The following is an 18,292-nucleotide window of genomic DNA, read 5'->3' as shown; positions in this document are numbered from 1 at the left end:
GAACTCCCTCTCTACCCGAAGGAGTCGCACATGGGCGGCCTGCCCCCGAAGATGGCCGAAGGACCCTTTGAGCCGACGTGGGAATCGCTCGAGCAGTTCAAGCCCCCCGACTGGTACGTGGATGGCAAGTTCGGCATCTTCATCCACTGGGGCCTCTACGCGGTGCCGGCCTTCGGCAACGAATGGTATCCCCGCAACATGTACCAGCAAGGCTCCCGCGAGTTCGAGCATCACGCGAAGACCTACGGACCGCAGGAGAAGTTCGGCTACAAGGACTTCATCCCGCTCTTCAAGGCCGAGAAGTTCGACCCCGCGGCGTGGGCGAATCTGTTCCGCAGGGCGGGGGCGAAGTTCGTCGTCCCCGTGGCCGAGCATCACGACGGCTTTGCAATGTACGATTGTTCGCTCTCGGACTGGTGTGCGGCGAAGATGGGGCCGAAACGCGACCTCATCGGCGACCTCGCCCGCGCCTGCCGCGACCAATTCCTCACCTTCGGCCTCTCCAGCCACCGGGCCGAACACTGGTGGTTCTTCGACGGCGGAATGAAGTTCCCCTCGGACGTCCAGGACCCCCGCTACGCCGGCCTCTACGGGCCGGCCCAGCCAGGCTCCACGCAGCCGAACGAGGAGTTCCTCGACGACTGGCTGGCCCGCACGTGCGAGCTGGTGGACAAGTACCAGCCGCAGCTCGTGTGGTTCGACTGGTGGATCGAGCAGCCCGTCTTCGCGCCCTACCTCCGCCGCTTCGCCGCCTACTACTACAACCGCGGCGCCCAATGGCAGCGCGGCGTGGCCATCAACTTCAAGAACAAGGCCTTCCCCGCCCAGGCCGCCGTCTACGACGTCGAGCGCGGCCAGCTCGACGACATCGCCCCCCACTTCTGGCAGACCGACACGGCGGTCGCCAAGAACTCCTGGGGCTACGTCTCCGAGCCCGACTACAAGACCGCCGACCAGATCATCGGCGACCTCGCCGACATCGTGAGCAAGAACGGCGCGCTCCTGCTCAACATCGGCCCGCGGCCCGACGGCACGATCCCGGAGGGGGATGAGCGGATACTCCTCGACGTGGGGCGTTGGCTGTGGATCAACGGCGAGGCCATCTACGGCACGCGGCCCTGGAAGGTCTACGGCGAGGGCCCGACCCAGGTCGTCTCGGGCGGCTTCACCGACACCAAGCGCAGCGCCTTCACCAGCCGCGACATGCGGTTCACCGCCAAGGGCGACGCCCTCTACGCCATCGTCCTCGCCTGGCCCGAGGCGGGCGAGGTCGCCATCCAGTCATTGGGAAGCGCCTTGCGGCTCTACCCGCGCGAGATTGGCGGCGTGCACCTCCTCGGCTCCAAAGAGCCGGTCCAATGGACGCGCGACGAGGCGGCCCTGAGGGCCAAGCTCCCCGCCCAGCGCCCATGCGAGAGCGCCTGCGTGCTCAAGATCACGCCAAAGCGTTGATCGGGGTGTGTCGCCGCCGCGGCGGCGAGGCGCGCCGCCCGGCGCGATGCGCTCACGAGGCCCAGAGCCAGAACCTCTTCTTCACGACCCAGGCGCCCTTCTCCTTCGCCAGGAGCAGCAGCGTGCCGCCGGCCGCGAGGGCGCCGCTGTGCGACCCAATCTCCACAAGGGCCTGGTCGCCCGCCTTGTTGAACCCCACCCGCGAGACGGTCAAGAGGCCACGCGATTCCGGGTACTTCGCGTAGAACCTATTCCACTGGTCGTCAACCGTCTCGCCTCGCTCGCTCGGATGGCCAAAGATGCTCGCGAGTTGCTCGGCGGTCGCGAACGTGTAATCCACATCCAGGTCCAGGTCCCATCCCAGCTTCGCGGGGAACTTGGTGTTCTTGAGGACGAAGTCCTCGCGCAGGTCGCGCGGGAGGGTCATCGCGGCCTTGTAGCTCTCTTCTGCGGGGACGAACTTCTGGTCGTCCTTCTCGAATAGCTTTCTCTCGCGTTTGGACCATCTCGTGTCCTGGCGGATCACGACGAGCTTTGCCCGACCGCCCTGTAGCCACCGGGACAAGGCGACTCGGTAGACGGCGTATTCTTCGGGCTGAATGGCATCGGGCGCGGGCGGCTTCTCGGCCTCGGCGGCCGGTACAGTGGTGGCGGCAAGAAGAGCCAGCGCGAGGAATGAAGCAATGGGCACGCTTGCGGCGGGTCCGGCGGCTCGCATGGCGTCCCCTCTCCGTGCTCAGGCTCTCTGTGGCTGGCCTCCGCTGCCAGCTCACTTGCCTTCGAGTTCTTGGCGCACTGCGGCGAGGAACTCCCGGGCATGGGCAAGGGCTTCCCGCGCGTGGTCAAGCGTCACCTGGAACAGCTCCCGGTAGTCGGCGCGAAGCCTGAGATCGAATGCGGCGCGCATCCAGCGCCCTAACTGGACCGGGAACACCCCTCTCTTGATGAACTCGCGGCTGAAGAGGGCGATCACTTCGGTATGTTTCGACGCGCCCATCCCCTGCCGGGCAAGCAGGGCGAGGACGCTGTAGAACATGGCGTAGTACGAACGGTTCACAGAGCCGGGGAGATCGCCGCAGTCTATCAGCGACTCGGCGCTGCGAATGGCACGCGCGGCCTGCTCGAGCCGGTACTGGATGAGTGCTTGCGTGTGGTCGTTCACACCACCAGGCCTTCGAGCTGGATGGACTGAACCAGCGGGCTGGCCGAGCAGGGGCCGTCCTCGAATTCCTCGCGCGAGTAAGTGACCGTGGTGATGACGAGGTCGTGGGCGAAGCCGGCGTCCCAGGCGCAATCCATGATGTAGCGGTCAGCGGCGTCGTCCAGACGCGGCGCCACGACGCACAGGTCGAGGTCGGAGAACTCCCCGTGCGTGCCGCGAACCCGCGACCCGAACACCCAGATGCGGGCGTCAGGAAGGCACCGACGCACGCGCTCGGCAAAGTCTTCCACCGCTTTCTGGCTCTGAGTGTCCATAGCCATGCCTCCTGGCGCCATCTTCACAGTAGGATAGCCTCTCGCGAGCCGAAAAGCAACACCCAATGCCGTGGCATAACAGGAGTCCCAGCCCACCATGTAATGGATTCGGTGCGAGGACGGTCGGGAGCGGGACTTGACCCCCGTGCCCGAACGGGGCATCATAGATCGGTATCGCAGCAACGAGGAGTTGGGTGAACCACTATGTGGAATGAGCCCCTGCCCCCAGGCCTGGCGTTCGACGAGCCGGTGCGGATGTCGGTGGCGGCCGATCTGCGGCCCGACGGCTCGTTCGGCCGCGAGCTGCTGGTCGTGGCCGGCGAAAGGGTGTTCGTCGTCACGGTGGGCGGGATATCCTCATCCCGCGTACCGCGGCGTGGGGACACGCCGCCCACGACGGAAGACCAGCAGACCCCTTCGGTGCGCCTGGAGTTGCCCCTGGCCGAGCTCAAGGAGCCGAAGGCCGAGAGCTTCTTCGGCGGCGGGGCGCTCGAGGTGTCGCACAACGGCTCGCGAGTCGAGCTGGTGCGTTACTCGGCGGCCCGGGCGCGCCGCTTCGCCACCGCCGCGAAAGTGCTCGATAAGTGGCTCAAGGGCGAAGAGGCCCCCCTGCCCGAGGGCGACGACGAGCGCTGCCCCCGCTGCGGCCTGCCGCTGGAGAAAGGCACCAAGGTCTGCTCCGTGTGCGCGCCCAAGGGCCGCGCGCTCCGCCGCCTCATCGCCTACCTGCGGCCTCACCTGAGGTGGGCGCTGCTGCTCATGGGCCTCTCGCTCGCCGCCACGGCGATCGGCCTGATGATCCCGTACCTCCAGAAGCCGCTGATGGACGTCGTGCTGGTGCCCAAGGGCGTGCCGCGCCCGATGCCCGAGCGGCTGCGCATCCTGGGGCTGCTCGTGCTCGCGGGCCTCAGCGCCCACCTGCTCATCACCGCCATCGGCGTCGCCCAGTCGTGGCTCTCCGCCTGGGTGGGCAACCGCATCACCCACGACGTCCGCTGCCAGCTCTACCGCCACCTCCAGTACCTGTCGCTGCGCTTCTACGACCAGCGCGAGCTGGGCACCGTGATCTCGCGGGTGAACCAGGACACGGGGCAGCTCCAGGCCTTCCTCGTGTGGGGCTCGCAGGACCTGGCGGTGAACGTGCTGCGCCTCGTGGGCGTCGGCGTGATGGTGTTCGTGATCAACTGGAAGCTCGCGCTCCTCATCCTCATCCCCGCGCCGTTCGTCACCGTGCTGTCGGGCACGTTCTGGAAGCGCATCCACCACATCATCCACCGCATGTTCCACCGCTGGGGGCGGCTCAACGCGCTGCTGAGCGAGACGCTCAACGGCCTGCGCATCGTCAAGGTCTTCTCGCAGGAGGCCCGCGAAATCCGCCGCTTCGACGCCTCCAGCGCGGACCTCGCGACGGCCGGGGTGCGCGTCGAGTGGGTCTGGTCCGTGCTCTTCTCCGGCATCGGCCTGATGATCGCGCTCGGCACGCTGCTCGTGTGGTACATGGGCGGGCGCGACGTGCTGGGCGGCCGCATGACGCCGGGCGACCTCGTGGCCTTCATGATGTACGTGGCGATGTTCTACGAGCCGCTCCAATGGATGTCGCGCCTGCTCAACTGGTGCAGCCGCTCGCTCACCGCCGCCGAGCGGGTCTTCGAGGTGCTCGACAACCGGCCCGAGGTGCAGGAACCGCCCGACGCCGTGGCGATGCCGAACCTCCAGGGCCGCGTGGAGTTCCGCGCCGTGACCTTCGGCTACGAGCCGCACCGCCCGGTGCTCAAGAGCGTGAGCTTCGTGGCCCAGCCCGGCCAGATGATCGGCCTCGTGGGCCACAGCGGCGCCGGCAAGACCACCACCGTCAACCTCCTGTGCCGCTTCTACGATGCGGACGAGGGCCAGGTGCTGGTGGACGGCGTGCCGATCACCCGCATCCGCCTGGAGGACTTGCGCACCCAGCTCGGCGTGGTGCCGCAGGACACCTTCCTCTTCAGCGGCACCATCGCCGAGAACATCGCCTACGCCAAGCCGGGCGCGACCCGCGAGGAGATCGTCCGCGCCGCCAAGGTGGCCAACGCGCACGACTTCATCCTGCGCAAGCCCGACGGCTACGAGACCTACCTGGGCGAGAAGGGCGGCGGCCTGAGCGCCGGCGAGCGCCAGCGCCTGGCCATCGCCCGCGCCGTGCTGCACGACCCGCGCATCCTCATCCTCGACGAGGCCACCAGCCAGCTCGACGTGCAGACCGAGAAGCAGGTCCAGGAGGCCATCGGCCGTCTGGTCAAGGGCCGCACCACCTTCGCCATCGCCCATCGCCTGTCCACCCTCCGCAACGCCGACCGCCTCCTCGTGCTCAAGAACGGCGAAATCGTCGAGAGCGGCACCCACGACGAACTGTTGGCCAAGGAGGACGGCGAGTTCCACAAGCTCGTGAAGACCTATCAGGAGATATCGAAGGTCCGCGAGATCGAGCGCTAACCCCGCTCGTCCCTACGCTCCGCGTGGGGACGAGGTCCGCCGCCGCTCCGCGGCGATGGATGGACGCAGAGCGTCCCCCTCTTGCGCCCCCACGCAGAGCGTAGGGGCGAGGATTGGCTGAGGTGAGCCATGCCCTTCCACATCCACGACCACGGCGGCAGCGGCAAGGCGGCCGATTCCGGCCCCAGCCTGCCCATGCCCGACGAAACATCGTCCGAGCTGCGCTTCCTCGACCCCGCCGCCGTCCAGTTCCGCCAGAACGGCGCCAGGCTTCAGTTCCGCTGCGCGCCGGCCGACAGGGTGGGCGGGGCGGCCCCGTCCCATGACACTGTGGGCGGGACGTCCCCGTCCCGCGAACCGCGGCGTGAGGACACGCCGCCCACAGGGGACACGCCGCCCACACCCGACGACGCCGAATGGCGCGACGTAACGCTCGTGCGCCTGTTCCCCCTCACCGAGCCCGAGCACTGGGTGTCGCTCGTCGAGATGAACGGCAAAGAGGTGGGCGTGCTGCGCGACCTGAGCCGCCTGGGTCACGAGGCGCTGCGCCTGGCGCGCGACGAACTGCGCCGCCGCTACCTCGTGCCGCGCATCGTCCGCATCCTCGCCTGCCGGCCGCGGGCCGACCTCGTCGAGTGGACCGTCGAGACCGACCGCGGCCGCCAGAAGTTCCTCACCCGGGAGGTCCGCGAGCAGATCAAGGAGCACCAGCCCACGCGCCTGAGCATCGTGGACGTCGAGGGCAACCGCTATGACATCCCCGATCTCGCGGCCCTCGACCCCGAGAGCCGCCGGCGCCTCGATGCCCAGTTGTGACGCGAGCGTGCCCGCCCAGGCCCGGAAAAGGGGAAACGCCGTGAGAGCCAGAACCTTCGTCCTCGTGGTGGCCATCGTGGCAGGCGTCGCGCCGCTCCCGGGCGGCGAGGCCGTGTGGGACGCGCCGAAGCCGGTGAGGCTCCACGGCGTCACGGCCGCGTGCAGCTACGCCAACTCGTACCTGGCCTGGATGACGCAGGCCCGCAAGGATCGCCCGCCGGGGCTCCTCGTCCGGGACGGCGACCTGCTGTTCCTCGAACGCAAGACCGAGAGGAAAGAGGGCGACGACAAGGCCGAGGAAACCCGCCACGAGGGCGTTTACCTCTACCGCGCCAGCGACGGCGCCGAGGTGACGCTGGCCGCCGACGACTGGTCGCTCAAGCTCGGCAACGACGTGGTGTCCCTCCGGCTCGCCGACAAGCCCGAGCCCTGGGCCTGGCTGGAGAAGGCCGACCGCGACACGCTGGCCAAAGTGCGCTTTGCACGGTTCGAGGGGGAACTGGCCGTCGCCCGCGTGCCGCTGGTGAGGAAGCTGGCCGAGGCCAGCCCGGCCCTCGGCCTGGGCATCGAGCAGGCCGTCACCGCGCGGTTCGTGCTGCCGCTCGCCAAGCCGAAGCAACTCGTCGGCGGGCAGTTCCTGCTCGAAGCGGGCGCCGGCGCGCTCGTGCCGCACCTGGCCGACCTCGAGTTCCTGTGCCTGAACGTCGAGGCCGAGCACAGGAACCTGAGCATCCTCGGCCGCCTGCCGCGGCTCCAGGCGCTCGTGCTGGCCAATTGGGACCCGCTGGCCAACGGCCCGCTGCCGCCGGGCATGGAGAGGCTGCGTTCGCTCACGCTCGCCGCCGGCAAGCTCGAGGACCTCGTGCCCATCGCACACCTGACCGGGCTGGATGAGTTGCGCGTCCACGGCTGCGCCGCGCTGACCGAGGTTGACAGCGTGGGGGCGCTGGCCAACCTCAAGGCCCTGTCGTTCAGCCGCTGCGAGAAGGTCGCGTCGCTCGCGGCGTTGGGCAAGCTCAAGGGGCTGAAGGCGCTGGGCCTCCCGGCGAAGACGACGCAAGAGCAGTTCGCCGCGGCAGTGCGCGAACACCCCGCGCTTCAGCTCGTCGAGATGATCGGGTGCAAGGACGTGGGCGACCTGATGTCGCTGCGCGGGCTTCGCGATCTCCAGGCGCTGGTGCTGGTGGGCGTGCCCGCAGGCACGGCCCCGCTGCGCGACGTGAAGACGTTGCGGTTCCTGGCGCTCGACGGCGAGGTGTTCACGCAAGCGGCCGGCGACGTGGCGGCGCTGGAGAAGGCCCTGCCCGAGTGTGTGGTCGTGGAGGGCGGGGGCATGTGCCTCGGCTCGGGCTGGATTCTGCTCTTGCTGCCCGTGGCGGCGCTCGCGTGGCTGGCGGCGTGGCACAGGAGGCGGCGCGCGGCTCATGCCTGATACCGCGGCGACACGGCGCAGCGAATGGGGCGTGGCCTTCGAGGTCATGGCGGCCGGCCTGGGCATGTTCCTCTTCGGGCTGTGCGTGCACCTGCGCCCGCCATTCGTCTATCTCGCCCCGGCCGGGTTGCTGATGGCCGCTCTGTCGCTGGTCTGCTTCCTCGGCACTGAGGCGTCGCCCGCGGCGGCGCTTGGGCTCAGCCGTTTCGGGCGCCGGGCCGCCGTGGGGAGCGGCGTGGGGATCGTGATCGGCCTCGTCATTGGGCCGCTCTACCGCACGCGCTGGGGCTGGGCCATCGCGCCGCGGGCGCTCACGGGGCTTGCTCTGCTCTTCGCGCTCATCGGCGCAACCGAGGAACTGCTCTATCGCGGCTACATGCAGGGCCGGCTGCGTCGCTGGGGGCCGGTGGGCGCCGTGCTCGCCGCAGCTTTCTTCCACGCGCTCTACAAGCTTGCACTCTTCGGGTCGCTGCCTGCCCTGTTGGCGGAGGACGCCGATTGTGTCTTCCTGGTCGTCGTCACGTTTCTGGGCGGGCTGGGCTTTGGGGCGTTGCGTGAGGTCTCGGGCAGCGTCGTGCCGCCGCTGCTGGCCCACGTGGTCTTCGACATCGTGGTCTACGGCGAGCGCGCCGCCGCGCCGGGGTGGGTGTGGTCATAGGAGAATCATCCGATGCTCAAGGCCAAAGCAGCCGTTGTCGCCTTCGTGCTCCTATCGTCGGTGTGGTTTGCCGCCGCGGGCACGGTGAGCCTGGTGCTCGAGGACTATGAGGGCCCGGCCGTGCCGCGCCGCGGCGGCGAGGGCGTGCAGCCGCAGTCGCGGATCGCCCTCAGCAAGTCCGAGCCGTTCGAGGGCGCGCAGTGCGCCGAACTCCACTACGTGTTCAAGCCGCAGGGGGGCCTTCAGTACGTCGAGGTCGTGACGCCGCACCGGCTGCCGAAGGCGGCGCGGGCGCTCCGCGTGGCTGTGCGGGGCGACGGCTCGGGCCAGTTCGTCCGCGTCCGCCTCACCGACGCCCGGGGCGAGTGGCACCAGTTCGACCTGGGGCGGGTGGACTTCCAGGGCTGGAAGGTGCTCTCGACCCGCCTCGACGGCCCGCACGGCGCCTGGGGCGGCGACGGGAACAAGGCGATGGACCCGCCCGTGACGTTTCAGTGCGTACTGCTCGATTCCATCGTCAAACCCGCGGAAGGCACGGTGGCCTTCGACGCGGTGACCGTGGAGGGCGAAGGCACGGCAGGCGACTTCGTGGAATCACGGTTCGAGCCGTCGCGGCCCCACGGCTACTTCTGGGGCAAGGACGAGCGGCCCGCCGGCGCGCTCACCCTCACGGCGGGCGTCGCCCAGCCGGCCGAGGCCGAGGTCACCGTGCGGCTGCTCAACCACCGCGAGGAGCCGGTGCGGGAGGTCTGGAAGGGCAAGGTGCAGGTCGAGCGCGGCAAGCCCGTGCAGCGCGAGCTGACGCTCGGCGTCGAACGCTACGGCGTCCACTACGTCGAGGTGCAGGCCGGCGAACAGTCGCAGCGCCACTCGGTGTGCTGGCTGCCCGAGGCAGCGCCCACGTGGCCCGAAAGCCCGTTCGGCGTCTGCACCCACTTCGGCCAGCACAAGCACACCATTCCGCTCACGTTCGACCTTATCAAGCCAATGGGCGCGACCTGGATTCGCGACGAGATCTCCTGGGCTGGCGTCGAGCGCAAGAAGGGCGAGCACACGTTCGGCGAGTACTTCGACCGCTACATGGCCGCGGCCGGCGAGATGGGCCTTCGCCCCTTCATCATCTTCGACTACGGCAACGGCCTCTACGACGGCGGCAACGCGCCCGTGTCGCCCGAGGCGGTGAACGCCTTCGTCGCCTACTGCAAGGCGCTCATGGCCCGCTACGGCAAGGTGTGCCAGCACTGGGAGGTCTGGAACGAGCCCAACATCTTCTTCTGGAAGCCCAAGCCCAAGGTCGAGGACTACGCGGCGCTGATGAAGGCCGTCTACCCCGCCACCAAAGCCGCTGACCCGCAGGCCACCATCGTGGGCGTGTGCACGGCCGGCACCGACCTGCGCTTCATCGAGGGCGTGCTGGCGGCCGGCGCGGGGAAGGCGATGGACGCCATCTCCGTCCACCCCTACCGCTATCCGCGCTCGCCCGAGGAGTCGGACTTCCTGGGCGAGATGGCGCGGCTGAAGGCGCTGCTCGAGAGGCACGGCGTGGGCGACCTCAAGGTCTGGCTCACCGAGTTCGGCTACCCGACGCAGAAGGACAAGCGGGGCGTCTCCGAGGCCCGCTCAGGCGCCTACCTCGTGCGCACCTGCCTCCACGCCCTCACGCTGCCCTACGTCGAGCGACTGTTCATCTACGACTTCCAGAACGACGGCACGGACCCGCTGGACAACGAGTCGAACTTCGGCCTGATTCGCCTCGACAACACGCCCAAGGCGGCCTACGCCGCGCACAACACGATGGTGCGGATGATCGGCCGCAAGCGCTTCGCCCGCGCCGTGGACGCCGGCAAGGACGTCATCTGCTACGAGTTCGTGGACGGCCAGGGGAAAGTGCTCGTCGCGTGGCCGAAGAGCCAGGCGGCCACGCTCTCGCTCGCCACAACCTCGAAGGAGCTGAAGCTCACCGACCTGATGGGCAACACGTCGGCCCTCGCGCCCGTCGAGGGGCGCATCACCCTTGCACTCACCGAAGACCCCATTTTCCTCACCGATTATGGTGACGTGGCCAAGGCCGAGCCGCTGATTCGCATCGAGGGCGAAACCGTCGGCTGCCCCGGCGATCCCATCGCGTTGGCTATCACGACTCCGCGTGAATTGTGGGCGGGACGTCCCCGTCCCGCGACAACGCGGCGTGAGGACACGCCGCCCACAATGGTCCGCCTGCCTCAGGGCTGGCAGAGCAAGTGGGACGGCGACCGAGTGACGATCACGCCTCCACTCGATGCCCCCCTCGGCGACCACGCGCTCGTGGTCGAGGCGGGCGGCATCGGCGCCAGCGCCACGATCACCCTCCGCGAGCCGCTGATCGTCTCGGCGCGACCCGGCGGGCCGAACGAGGTCCTCCTGACCGTGCGGAACCCGGCCCCCAAGCCGCGCAAGTGGGCGGCGCAATTCGACGGGCAACCTGCGGTCGCGAGAGAGACTGGGGGGAATGGCGTGACGACCGACGCGGTCCTCGCTTCGCCGCCGACCATCGAAGGCTACGGCACGATGCCTGCGCGGTGGACAGTGACAGCCGAATCCGGCTGGCGCAAGGAGGTTGTCACGGTGTCTGGTTTCACGCCCTGCTACCGGATGCAGCAAGCCGCCGCTGACGGGGGCCTCGCGGAATGGGCGGCGCTCAAGCACTGCCTGCTTCGCCTGCCGACCCAAGTCGTTTCGCTCGAGAACCACTCGTGGTCAGGCGCGGCCGATCTCTCGGCGAAGTTGTGGACGGGCTGGGACGATGAGCGCTTCTACGTCGCCCTCGCCGTGACCGACGACCGCCACGTCCAGAACGAGGAGGCGGAGGAGATGTGGAAGGGCGACTCGGTGCAGTTCGCCATCGGGGCGAAGCCCGAGCGCAACGAGTTTGGCGTAGCACTGGGGAAAGATGGCAAGCCGCTCGCCTGGCAGTGGGCGCCGCGCAACGGCCTGCCCGACGGCGTCCAGGCGGCCGTCCGCCGCGAGGGCACGGCCACCAACTACGAGGTCACCATCCCGTGGAAACTGCTCGGCGTCGAGCCGAAGGCCGAGGCGGTGCTGCGCTTTGCGCTGCTGGTGAACGACAACGATGGCGCAGGGCGCAAGGGCTGGGCCGAGTGGTTTCAGGGCATCGGCTTCGAGAAGGCGCCCGCCCAATACGGCCCGCTCAAGCTCCTGCCGTGAGCGGGCAGAGCGCCCAGAGGTTCCCTTCGAGTTCCTTGCTGTTGCGCTGCGGGCGACTCCCCGCCCAGGCCCCAGGAACCGCCACGTGGCGCGCCAGCCAGGCGATGATCACGGGCACGAACGGGAGGCCACGCGCTCACACCGGCTCGGCAGCCACCTGCGGGGGCAGGGGCCTGTCGCGGTTCACGAGGGTGTAGAGGACAGGCAGGACGGTGAGCACGAGGACCAGTTGGGTGATGAGGCCGCCGAAGATCACGGCGATGAGCGGCTTCTGGAGCTCGGCGCCCGGGCCGACGGCATAGAGCATCGGGAAGAGGCCCAGCAGTGTGGTGAGGCTGGTGGTGATGATCGAGCGCACGCGCAGGCGGCAGGCCTCGCTGACGGCCTCGCGTACGGCCAGGCCGCGCCTGCGCAACTGGTCGCAGAAGCTCACGAGCACCAAGCCGTCCTCCACGGCGACGCCGAAGAGCGCGATGAAGCCGATGGAGGCCGACACGCTGAGGTTGAGGCCCAGCACATAGATGGCCAGGATGCCGCCCACCACCGCGAACGGGAGGGCCAAGAGCACGAGCACGGCGCTCTTGAGCGAGCCGAGCGCCGCGAGCAGCAGCACGAGGATGAGCAGGATGGCGACGGGCACGACGACCCGCAAGCGGGCCATGGCCCGCTCCTGGTTCTCGAACTGGCCGCCCCAGGTGAGGCGGTAGCCTTGGGGCAGCCCTTGCTCGACGGCGGCGAGTTTCGCCTTGGCCTCCTCGACGAAGCTGCCGATGTCGCGCCCGCGCACGTTGCACTCCACGACGAGGCGGCGGCTGGAGTCCTCGCGGCTCACCTGGGCGGGGGTTTGCACCTCGCGGATTCGGGCCAGGTCGCCTAGAGGCACGTGGTAGCCGGCGGGCGAGGGCACGAGGAGGCGCTCGATGGCCTCGGGGTCGCTGCGGCGGCTGGCCGGGTAGCGCACCTGCACGGCGAAGCGGCGCTGGCCCTCGAAGAGCGTGGTGGCCACCTTGCCGCCTACGGCGGCCTCGATGAGCAGGTTGATGTCGGCCGCGTTCACTTTGTGGCGGGCCATGGCCGCGCGGTCCATCTGCACCTCGAGTTCCGAGAAGCCCGAGATCTGCTCGATCTTGATGTCGCGCGCTCCGTGGATGGAGGTGAGGATGGGCGCGATCCGCTCGGCGGTGGCCTGGAGGATGGCCATGTCCTCGCCGAAGATCTTCACGGCGAGGTCGCTCTTGATACCGCTGATCAGCTCGTTGACGCGCAGCGCGATGGGCTGCGAGAAGGCCGCGTTCATGCCCGGGAATGCGGCCAGCTCGGCGCGCACCGCCTCGAGGAGGCCCTCGCGGGTGCGGCCAGGCGTCCACTCGGCCTGGGGCTTGAGCATGACGAAGATGTCGCTCTGCTCCGGCCCCATCGGGTCCTCGGCGATCTCGGCGCGGCCGGTCTTCGACACCACGGTGGTGACTTCGGGGATGGCGGCGAGGAGCCGGCGCTCGATGGCCGAGCACTGGAGGGCCGAGCCCTCGGCGCCGGCCGTGGGCAGGCGCACCACGTTGATCGCCAACGCCCCCTCGTCGAGAGCAGGGAGGAACTCGGTGCCGAGCTGCGGCAGGAGCGAGAACGTGCCGACCATGGCCGCCGCCGCCACAGCCACGGTGATCCCGCGCCCGCGCAGGGCCAGCCGCAGCAGCGGCGTGTAGAGCCGTTCGAAGAGGCGGGTGACGAGATCGCCGCGCGCCGCCGGCGCGGCGCGCTTCACCACCAGCGACGCCAGGGCCGGCACGACCGTGAGCGCGGCCACGAGCGCGCCCACCATCGCGAAGCACATCGTGAGCGCCAGGGGCTTGAACATCTTGCCCTCGAGCGACTCGAGGGTGAAGAGCGGCAGGAACACGACCATGATGATCAGGATGGCGAAGGCCATGGGCGCGGCCACCTCGCGCGCGGCGTCGAGGGCAATCTCGGCGCGCGACAGCCCCGTCTCGGCCCGCTCGCGCATGTGGCGCGCGATGTTCTCCGTCATCACGATGCCGCCGTCCACCACCATGCCCACGGCGATGGCCAGGCCGCCCAGGCTCATCAGGTTAGCGGTCACGCCCTGCCAGCCCATGAGCAGGAAAGCCGCGCTGGCTGCCAGCGGCACGGTGAGGGCCACGGTGACCGCGGCCCGCAAGTCCCACAGGATGAGAAACAGCACCACGAGCACGAGCCCGGCGCCCTGGAGGAGCGCGCTCGACACGGTGTTCACGCAGGCCTGGATCAGCGACGTGCGATCGTAGAACGGCTCGACCTTCACCCCCGGCGGCAGGGTCTTCTGGATCTCGGGCACGGCGGCCCGCACACGGTCCACCACGATCTTCGAGTTCGCGTCCTTCAGCATGATCGTCATGCCGATCACCACCTCGCCCTTGCCGTCGCGGGTCACGACGCCGTGGCGGGTCTGATGGCCGATCTTCACCTCCGCCAGGTCCCCGAGGTAGACGGGCGTGCCATCTTCCGCTTTGAGCACGATCCGCTCGATGTCGGCGACGTCGCGCAGCAGGCCCTTCGATACGAGGTTGATCTGCTCCCAGTCCTTCACGATGAAGCCGCCGGGCGCGTTGGCGTTGTTGGCTTCCAAGGCCTCCAGAATGTCGCGGAGCGAGAGGTCGTATTTCAGCAGCCTGTCGGGGTCGGGCACCACGTGGAACTGCTTGACCAGGCCGCCGAAGCTGTTCACCTCGGTGATGCCGGCGAGGCGCCGGAGCTGGGGCGCCACCACCCAGTCCTGAAGTGTGCGCAGGTCCATCAGGTCGGCATCGTTCCGGCGCAGCGCGGCGCCGCAGTCGGGGCACCGGCCGGGCTCCTCGGCCCAGACACGAGGGTGGCTGGGACAGTAGTGGCCGGCCAGGAGGGCGTATTGGAAGATCTCGCCGAGGCCGGTGGAGATGGGGCCGAGTTCGGGCTCGATGCCCTCCGGGAGCTGCTCGCGCGCCGCGGCCAGGCGCTGGAAGACCAGTTCGCGGGCGAAATACGTGTCTACGTGGTCCTCGAAGATCACGACGACCTGCGAAAGGCCGCTCTTGGAGAGCGAGCGGACCTGCTGGACGTCGGGCAGGCCGCTCATTTCGACCTCGATGGGGAAGGTGATGAGGCGCTCGACCTCGCCGGGCGCCAGGCCGGGGGCGTTGGTGAGCACCATCACCTGCACGTTGGTCACGTCGGGGAAGGCGTCAATCGGCAGACGCCGCCAGGCCGCGACGCCGGCGGCGAGCGCCAGCGCGCCGCCAAGAACCACCAGGAGGCGCTGGCGCAGGACGAATTGAAGGGCGTGATCGAGCATGGAGTGAAGCCTCAAAACGACCGCGAATCACGCGAATCCGCGCGAACCGGACCCCTGACACCGAACTCCCAATACCACACAACGCTTCGAGAACAAGGACGGGTGGACGGGGACGAACTGTCCCCGGGCAACTAGTCTGCTCACCCCGCGCCCATCTTAGAACGCAGGATGTCGCTCTTGAGCATGAAGGCCCCGCCCGCGGCCACGGTGGCGTCGGGGTCGAGGCCGCTCACGATCTCCACCAGGCGGCCCTGGGTGCGGCCCGTCGCCACGTCGCGGCGCAGCCACAGGCCGTCCTGCATCTCCTGGAACACGAATTGCCTGCCCTCGTCCGCAAGCACGGCCTCGCGCGGCACGAAGGCCGCCTGCTTGCCGCTGGCGAACTGGATTTCGACGTTGGCGAACATGCCCGGCTTGAGCTTGCCCTGGGCGTTGTCCACCTGCACCCGCACGCGCACCGTGCGGGTCTTCTCGTCCACGATGCTGCCGATGAGGTCAATCACGCCGCAGAACGGCTCGTCGCCGAAGGCGGCCACGCGCACACAGGCGTGCGGCGGCTGGCCCTCGGCCAGCGCGGCGTGGAGAGGGCCGAGGTCGCGCTCGTAGACGTTGCACCAGACCCAGACGTTGGACAGGTCGCCGAGCGCGAAGAGGCTTTCCTTGGCCTCCACGAACTTGCCCTCGGCCGCGGCGCGGGTGAGAATGGTGCCGGCCCGGGGCGCCCGCACGGCCAGGTGGGCGAAGCCGCCGTTCTCCTTCTCCGTACGCAGGGCGGCCACCGCGGCGTCGTCGAGCCCGAAGATGTGAAGCTGCTGTTCGGCGGCGGTGAGGGCGATTTCGGCCTGGCGGGCAGCGTTGTCGGCGCGCAGCTTCTCCAAGTGAAGGCCGAGCTGCGCCTCGTCCACGAGCGCGGTGTACTCCACCTGGGCCGCGTGCAACTCGTGCTCGGCCTGCTCGAACTCGGCGCGGCTCGAGGCCTGCTTGTCGAGCAGCGCCTTCTCGCGGCCGTAGACCGAGTGGGCGAGGCGCAGCTTGGCGGCCGCGCCGAGGAGCTTCGCGCGCCATTCGCCCAACGGCGCCTGGGGCAAGCAATTGCCCCTCAGCGGGTCGCACTTGCCGGGCACGCCGTGGTCGGTGGCCAGGTGCTCCAGGGCCTTCTCCAGCGCGCCGCTGAGCGCCGCCTGACGCTCCTGCTCGCGGCGGGCCAGCTCCAGCTTCGTCCAGGCGTCCAGATAGCCGGCCTTGGCCACCCCGAACTCCGCCGAGTGGACGATGGCCAGCACGTCGCCCTCGCTGACGGCCTGGCCGAGGACGGCTTGGACGCGCACCACGCGCCCAGGGGCAGGCGGCGCCACGTCCACCACGCGGGTCTCGTCAAGTTGCACCTGGCCGGTCAGCCTCATTGTGGTGGCCAACTCCTGGTGCTGGACCCTGGCCGGCTTGAGGAGGGCCTTGGCCACGTCGGGCCGCACCTTCACGGCGCCCACCTCGAAGCGGCAGTTGTCGCAGTCAATCTTGGCCACGCCGTGCTCGCACCTGGCCTGCGCGGCGGCGGCCGCCACGGCCGGCGGCGGCTTGAGCTTCGCGGCGGCGTCGGGGTTGCACTTCACGCACTGCGATTCGGGCAGGTTGTGCCCGTCGCACCAGTCGCCCTTCTCCTTGAACTTGGCGATCAGGCCGGGGTTGCAGCGGGTGCAGGCCGATTCGGGCACCTTGTGCTCAGCGCACCAGTCGGCCTCGCCCTCGTGCGCACAGGCTTCGCCGTGCTCATGGGCGTCGGCCTTCTTCGGTTCGTCGTGGGCGCAGCCTGCGCCGTGTTTGTGGGCGCCGGGTTCGGGCGCGTCGTGCTCGCAGGCGTCGCCGTGGGCGTGACTCGCGCCGGGGTCCGCGGCGGCCGGGGCGCCGGTCAGGCGAATCTGAAGGCTGCCCGTGCGCCAGAGGAAAAGGCCCGTGAGGGCGGTGAAGACGAACAGCGCCCAGCCCGCATGGCTGAGGGCGGCGAGCAGCTTCTTCATGGCTGGCTCCTTTCCGATGGCCCTCCCGCAGCAGAACCTCCCGCGGGTTCCGCAGCCGCGGGAGGTTGGGGGACGGGAGAGAGGGGGACGCTCTGGCCGATGAGGCGCTCGACGTCGGCCAGGGCCTTGTGGTATTCGGCCAGGGCGGTGAGGAGGTTGCCGCGGGCGTCGAACAGGGTGCGCTGGGCGTCGAGCACGTCGAGGAAGGGAAACTTGCCTTCTCGGAAGCCCGCGCTCGCCGCATCGTAGGCGGCTTGGGCCGCCGGCAGCACCTCGGCCCGGATGCCGCGTATCTCCTCGAACGCGGCGGCGAGCTCGCTGTAGGCCTCGGCCAGCTCGGCTCGGGCCTTCGCCTCGGCCGCGCGGCGCATCTCGGCGGCCTTGGCCACACTGTGCGTGGCCTCCAGAATCGCGCCCTGGTTGCGGTTCCGCACCGTGAGCGGCAGCGCCCAGCCGAAGAGCCAGGCGAAGGCGCCCGACTCCCCGAAGTAGCCGAGGCCGGGCGACAGGTTGAGGTCGGGCCAGCGGTTGGCCTTTTCCAGCTCCAGCGCAGCCCGGCGCTGCGCGGCCTCGTCGGCCCAGCGCTCCAGGTCGGGGTTCTGCGCCAGCAGGCCCGCGAGGCTCGTCTCGGGGGGCGGTGGCGCCGCGGCGGCCAGGTCGCCCACGGCCCGCTCGAAGGCCGGCTCGGCGCCGCCCCAGAACGTGGCGAGTCGGCGGCGGGCAGCGGCGACCCGGTGTCGGGCCTGCTCGCGCGCGATGCGGGCCGAGGCCAGCTCGCCCTTGGCCTTGTGCTCTTCGAGCGGCGACACCTTGCCCGCCTTGACCCGCTCCGCGACGTTGCGGAGGATACTCTCCGCGAGGGCGACGAGTTCTTCGGCGAGCGCCACCTGTTCCTGCGCGGCCACCAGGGCGATGAACGCTTTGGCCGTGGCGGTGAGCACGTCGAGGCGCTTGGTCTCGTAGTCCCACGCGGCGAGACGGCCCTCGGCCTCAGCGGCGCGGACGCGCTTGAGCCGCTTGCCGCCCAGCTCGATAGTGTAGGCGAGGCTCAACGACCCCTCGGCGTTTCCGAAGCCCTTCTTGTCCCGTGTGCCGCCGAAGCCTTCGGAGTCGAACCCCAGCTCGGGATTCGGCCCCAGGCCGGCCTGGAGCACCCTGGCCTCGGCCATGCGAATGTCCCACGCGCTTTCCGCCAGCTCGGGGCTATGCAGCAGCGCCAGGGCCAGCGCCTCGCGCAGGGTGAGCGGCCCCTTGGGCTCCTCGATTTCCGGGCGGGGGACCGCGGCATCGGCTGGCGCCTCGAAGGCGGTCAGGTCGCGGCCCAGGGGGCGGCGCTCGGGCGGTGCCACGCGGCCCGGTTGCGGGGTGGCGCAGCCACCCGCCACCAGGGCAAGAAAGATGCCTGCAAGAACGCACGCTCTGCCGACCATTCGGGTTCCTCTCGC

At 69.6% G+C, this 18,292-nt stretch carries 12 protein-coding genes; 6 read left to right on the top strand and 6 right to left on the bottom strand.

What is annotated here, in order from left to right:
- The first annotated feature begins 30 nt into the window (after positions 1–30).
- A complete protein-coding gene (locus PLE19_07825) occupies positions 31–1,452 on the top strand; it encodes an alpha-L-fucosidase (GenBank protein HPD14842.1) in 1,422 nt (473 codons plus the stop codon).
- Positions 1,453–1,504: 52 nt separating this feature from the next.
- On the opposite strand, the gene PLE19_07820 is transcribed toward PLE19_07825, so the two are convergent.
- From PLE19_07820 to PLE19_07810, 3 genes are read right to left on the bottom strand one after another with little or no spacing between them, the layout of a single operon-like run.
- The gene (locus tag PLE19_07820; GenBank protein ID HPD14841.1) at positions 1,505–2,170 is read right to left on the bottom strand and encodes a hypothetical protein; all 666 of its coding nucleotides are present in this window, start codon (positions 2,168–2,170) and stop codon (positions 1,505–1,507) included.
- A gap of 51 nt (positions 2,171–2,221) precedes the next feature.
- Complete coding sequence (locus PLE19_07815) at positions 2,222–2,614, bottom strand: HEPN domain-containing protein (GenBank protein ID HPD14840.1); 393 nt, start codon at positions 2,612–2,614, stop codon at positions 2,222–2,224.
- On the bottom strand, positions 2,611–2,928 hold the full coding sequence (locus PLE19_07810) for a nucleotidyltransferase domain-containing protein (GenBank protein HPD14839.1): 318 nt from the start codon (positions 2,926–2,928) through the stop codon (positions 2,611–2,613). The genes PLE19_07815 and PLE19_07810 overlap by 4 nt, the downstream gene beginning before the upstream one ends.
- A gap of 204 nt (positions 2,929–3,132) precedes the next feature.
- Here PLE19_07810 and PLE19_07805 point away from each other — a divergent pair, with 204 nt between their 5' ends.
- The 5 genes from PLE19_07805 (at position 3,133) to PLE19_07785 (ending at position 11,507) form a co-directional block, all read left to right on the top strand.
- The gene (locus PLE19_07805; GenBank protein HPD14838.1) at positions 3,133–5,397 is read left to right on the top strand and encodes an ABC transporter ATP-binding protein; all 2,265 of its coding nucleotides are present in this window, start codon (positions 3,133–3,135) and stop codon (positions 5,395–5,397) included.
- A gap of 129 nt (positions 5,398–5,526) precedes the next feature.
- The gene (locus PLE19_07800) at positions 5,527–6,213 is read left to right on the top strand and encodes a DUF1854 domain-containing protein (GenBank protein HPD14837.1); all 687 of its coding nucleotides are present in this window, start codon (positions 5,527–5,529) and stop codon (positions 6,211–6,213) included.
- A gap of 40 nt (positions 6,214–6,253) precedes the next feature.
- Positions 6,254–7,645, top strand: a complete 1,392-nt coding sequence (locus PLE19_07795; GenBank protein HPD14836.1) for a hypothetical protein — start codon at positions 6,254–6,256, stop codon at positions 7,643–7,645.
- Positions 7,638–8,303 carry a CPBP family intramembrane metalloprotease gene (locus tag PLE19_07790; protein HPD14835.1) on the top strand — a complete coding sequence of 222 codons (666 nt, stop codon included), beginning with the start codon at positions 7,638–7,640 and terminating at the stop codon, positions 8,301–8,303. Before PLE19_07795 ends, PLE19_07790 begins: the two co-directional genes overlap by 8 nt.
- Before the next feature lie 12 nt (positions 8,304–8,315).
- Positions 8,316–11,507, top strand: coding sequence for a sugar-binding protein (locus PLE19_07785; protein ID HPD14834.1), 3,192 nt, complete (start codon positions 8,316–8,318; stop codon positions 11,505–11,507).
- Positions 11,508–11,643: 136 nt separating this feature from the next.
- On the opposite strand, the gene PLE19_07780 is transcribed toward PLE19_07785, so the two are convergent.
- From PLE19_07780 to PLE19_07770, 3 genes are all read right to left on the bottom strand, one after another.
- A complete protein-coding gene (locus tag PLE19_07780) occupies positions 11,644–14,832 on the bottom strand; it encodes a CusA/CzcA family heavy metal efflux RND transporter (protein ID HPD14833.1) in 3,189 nt (1,062 codons plus the stop codon).
- Between the two features lie 140 nt (positions 14,833–14,972).
- Positions 14,973–16,847 carry an efflux RND transporter periplasmic adaptor subunit gene (locus PLE19_07775; protein ID HPD14832.1) on the bottom strand — a complete coding sequence of 625 codons (1,875 nt, stop codon included), beginning with the start codon at positions 16,845–16,847 and terminating at the stop codon, positions 14,973–14,975.
- Positions 16,844–18,277 carry a TolC family protein gene (locus PLE19_07770; protein HPD14831.1) on the bottom strand — a complete coding sequence of 478 codons (1,434 nt, stop codon included), beginning with the start codon at positions 18,275–18,277 and terminating at the stop codon, positions 16,844–16,846. The genes PLE19_07775 and PLE19_07770 overlap by 4 nt, the downstream gene beginning before the upstream one ends.
- Positions 18,278–18,292: the final 15 nt, after the last annotated feature.

The organism is Planctomycetota bacterium, assembly GCA_035384565.1.
Lineage (GTDB): Bacteria > Planctomycetota > PUPC01 > DSUN01 > DSUN01 > DAOOIT01.
The sequence above is the reverse complement of the archived record's forward strand: the minus strand, read 5'-3'. Positions and strand labels throughout refer to the sequence as shown.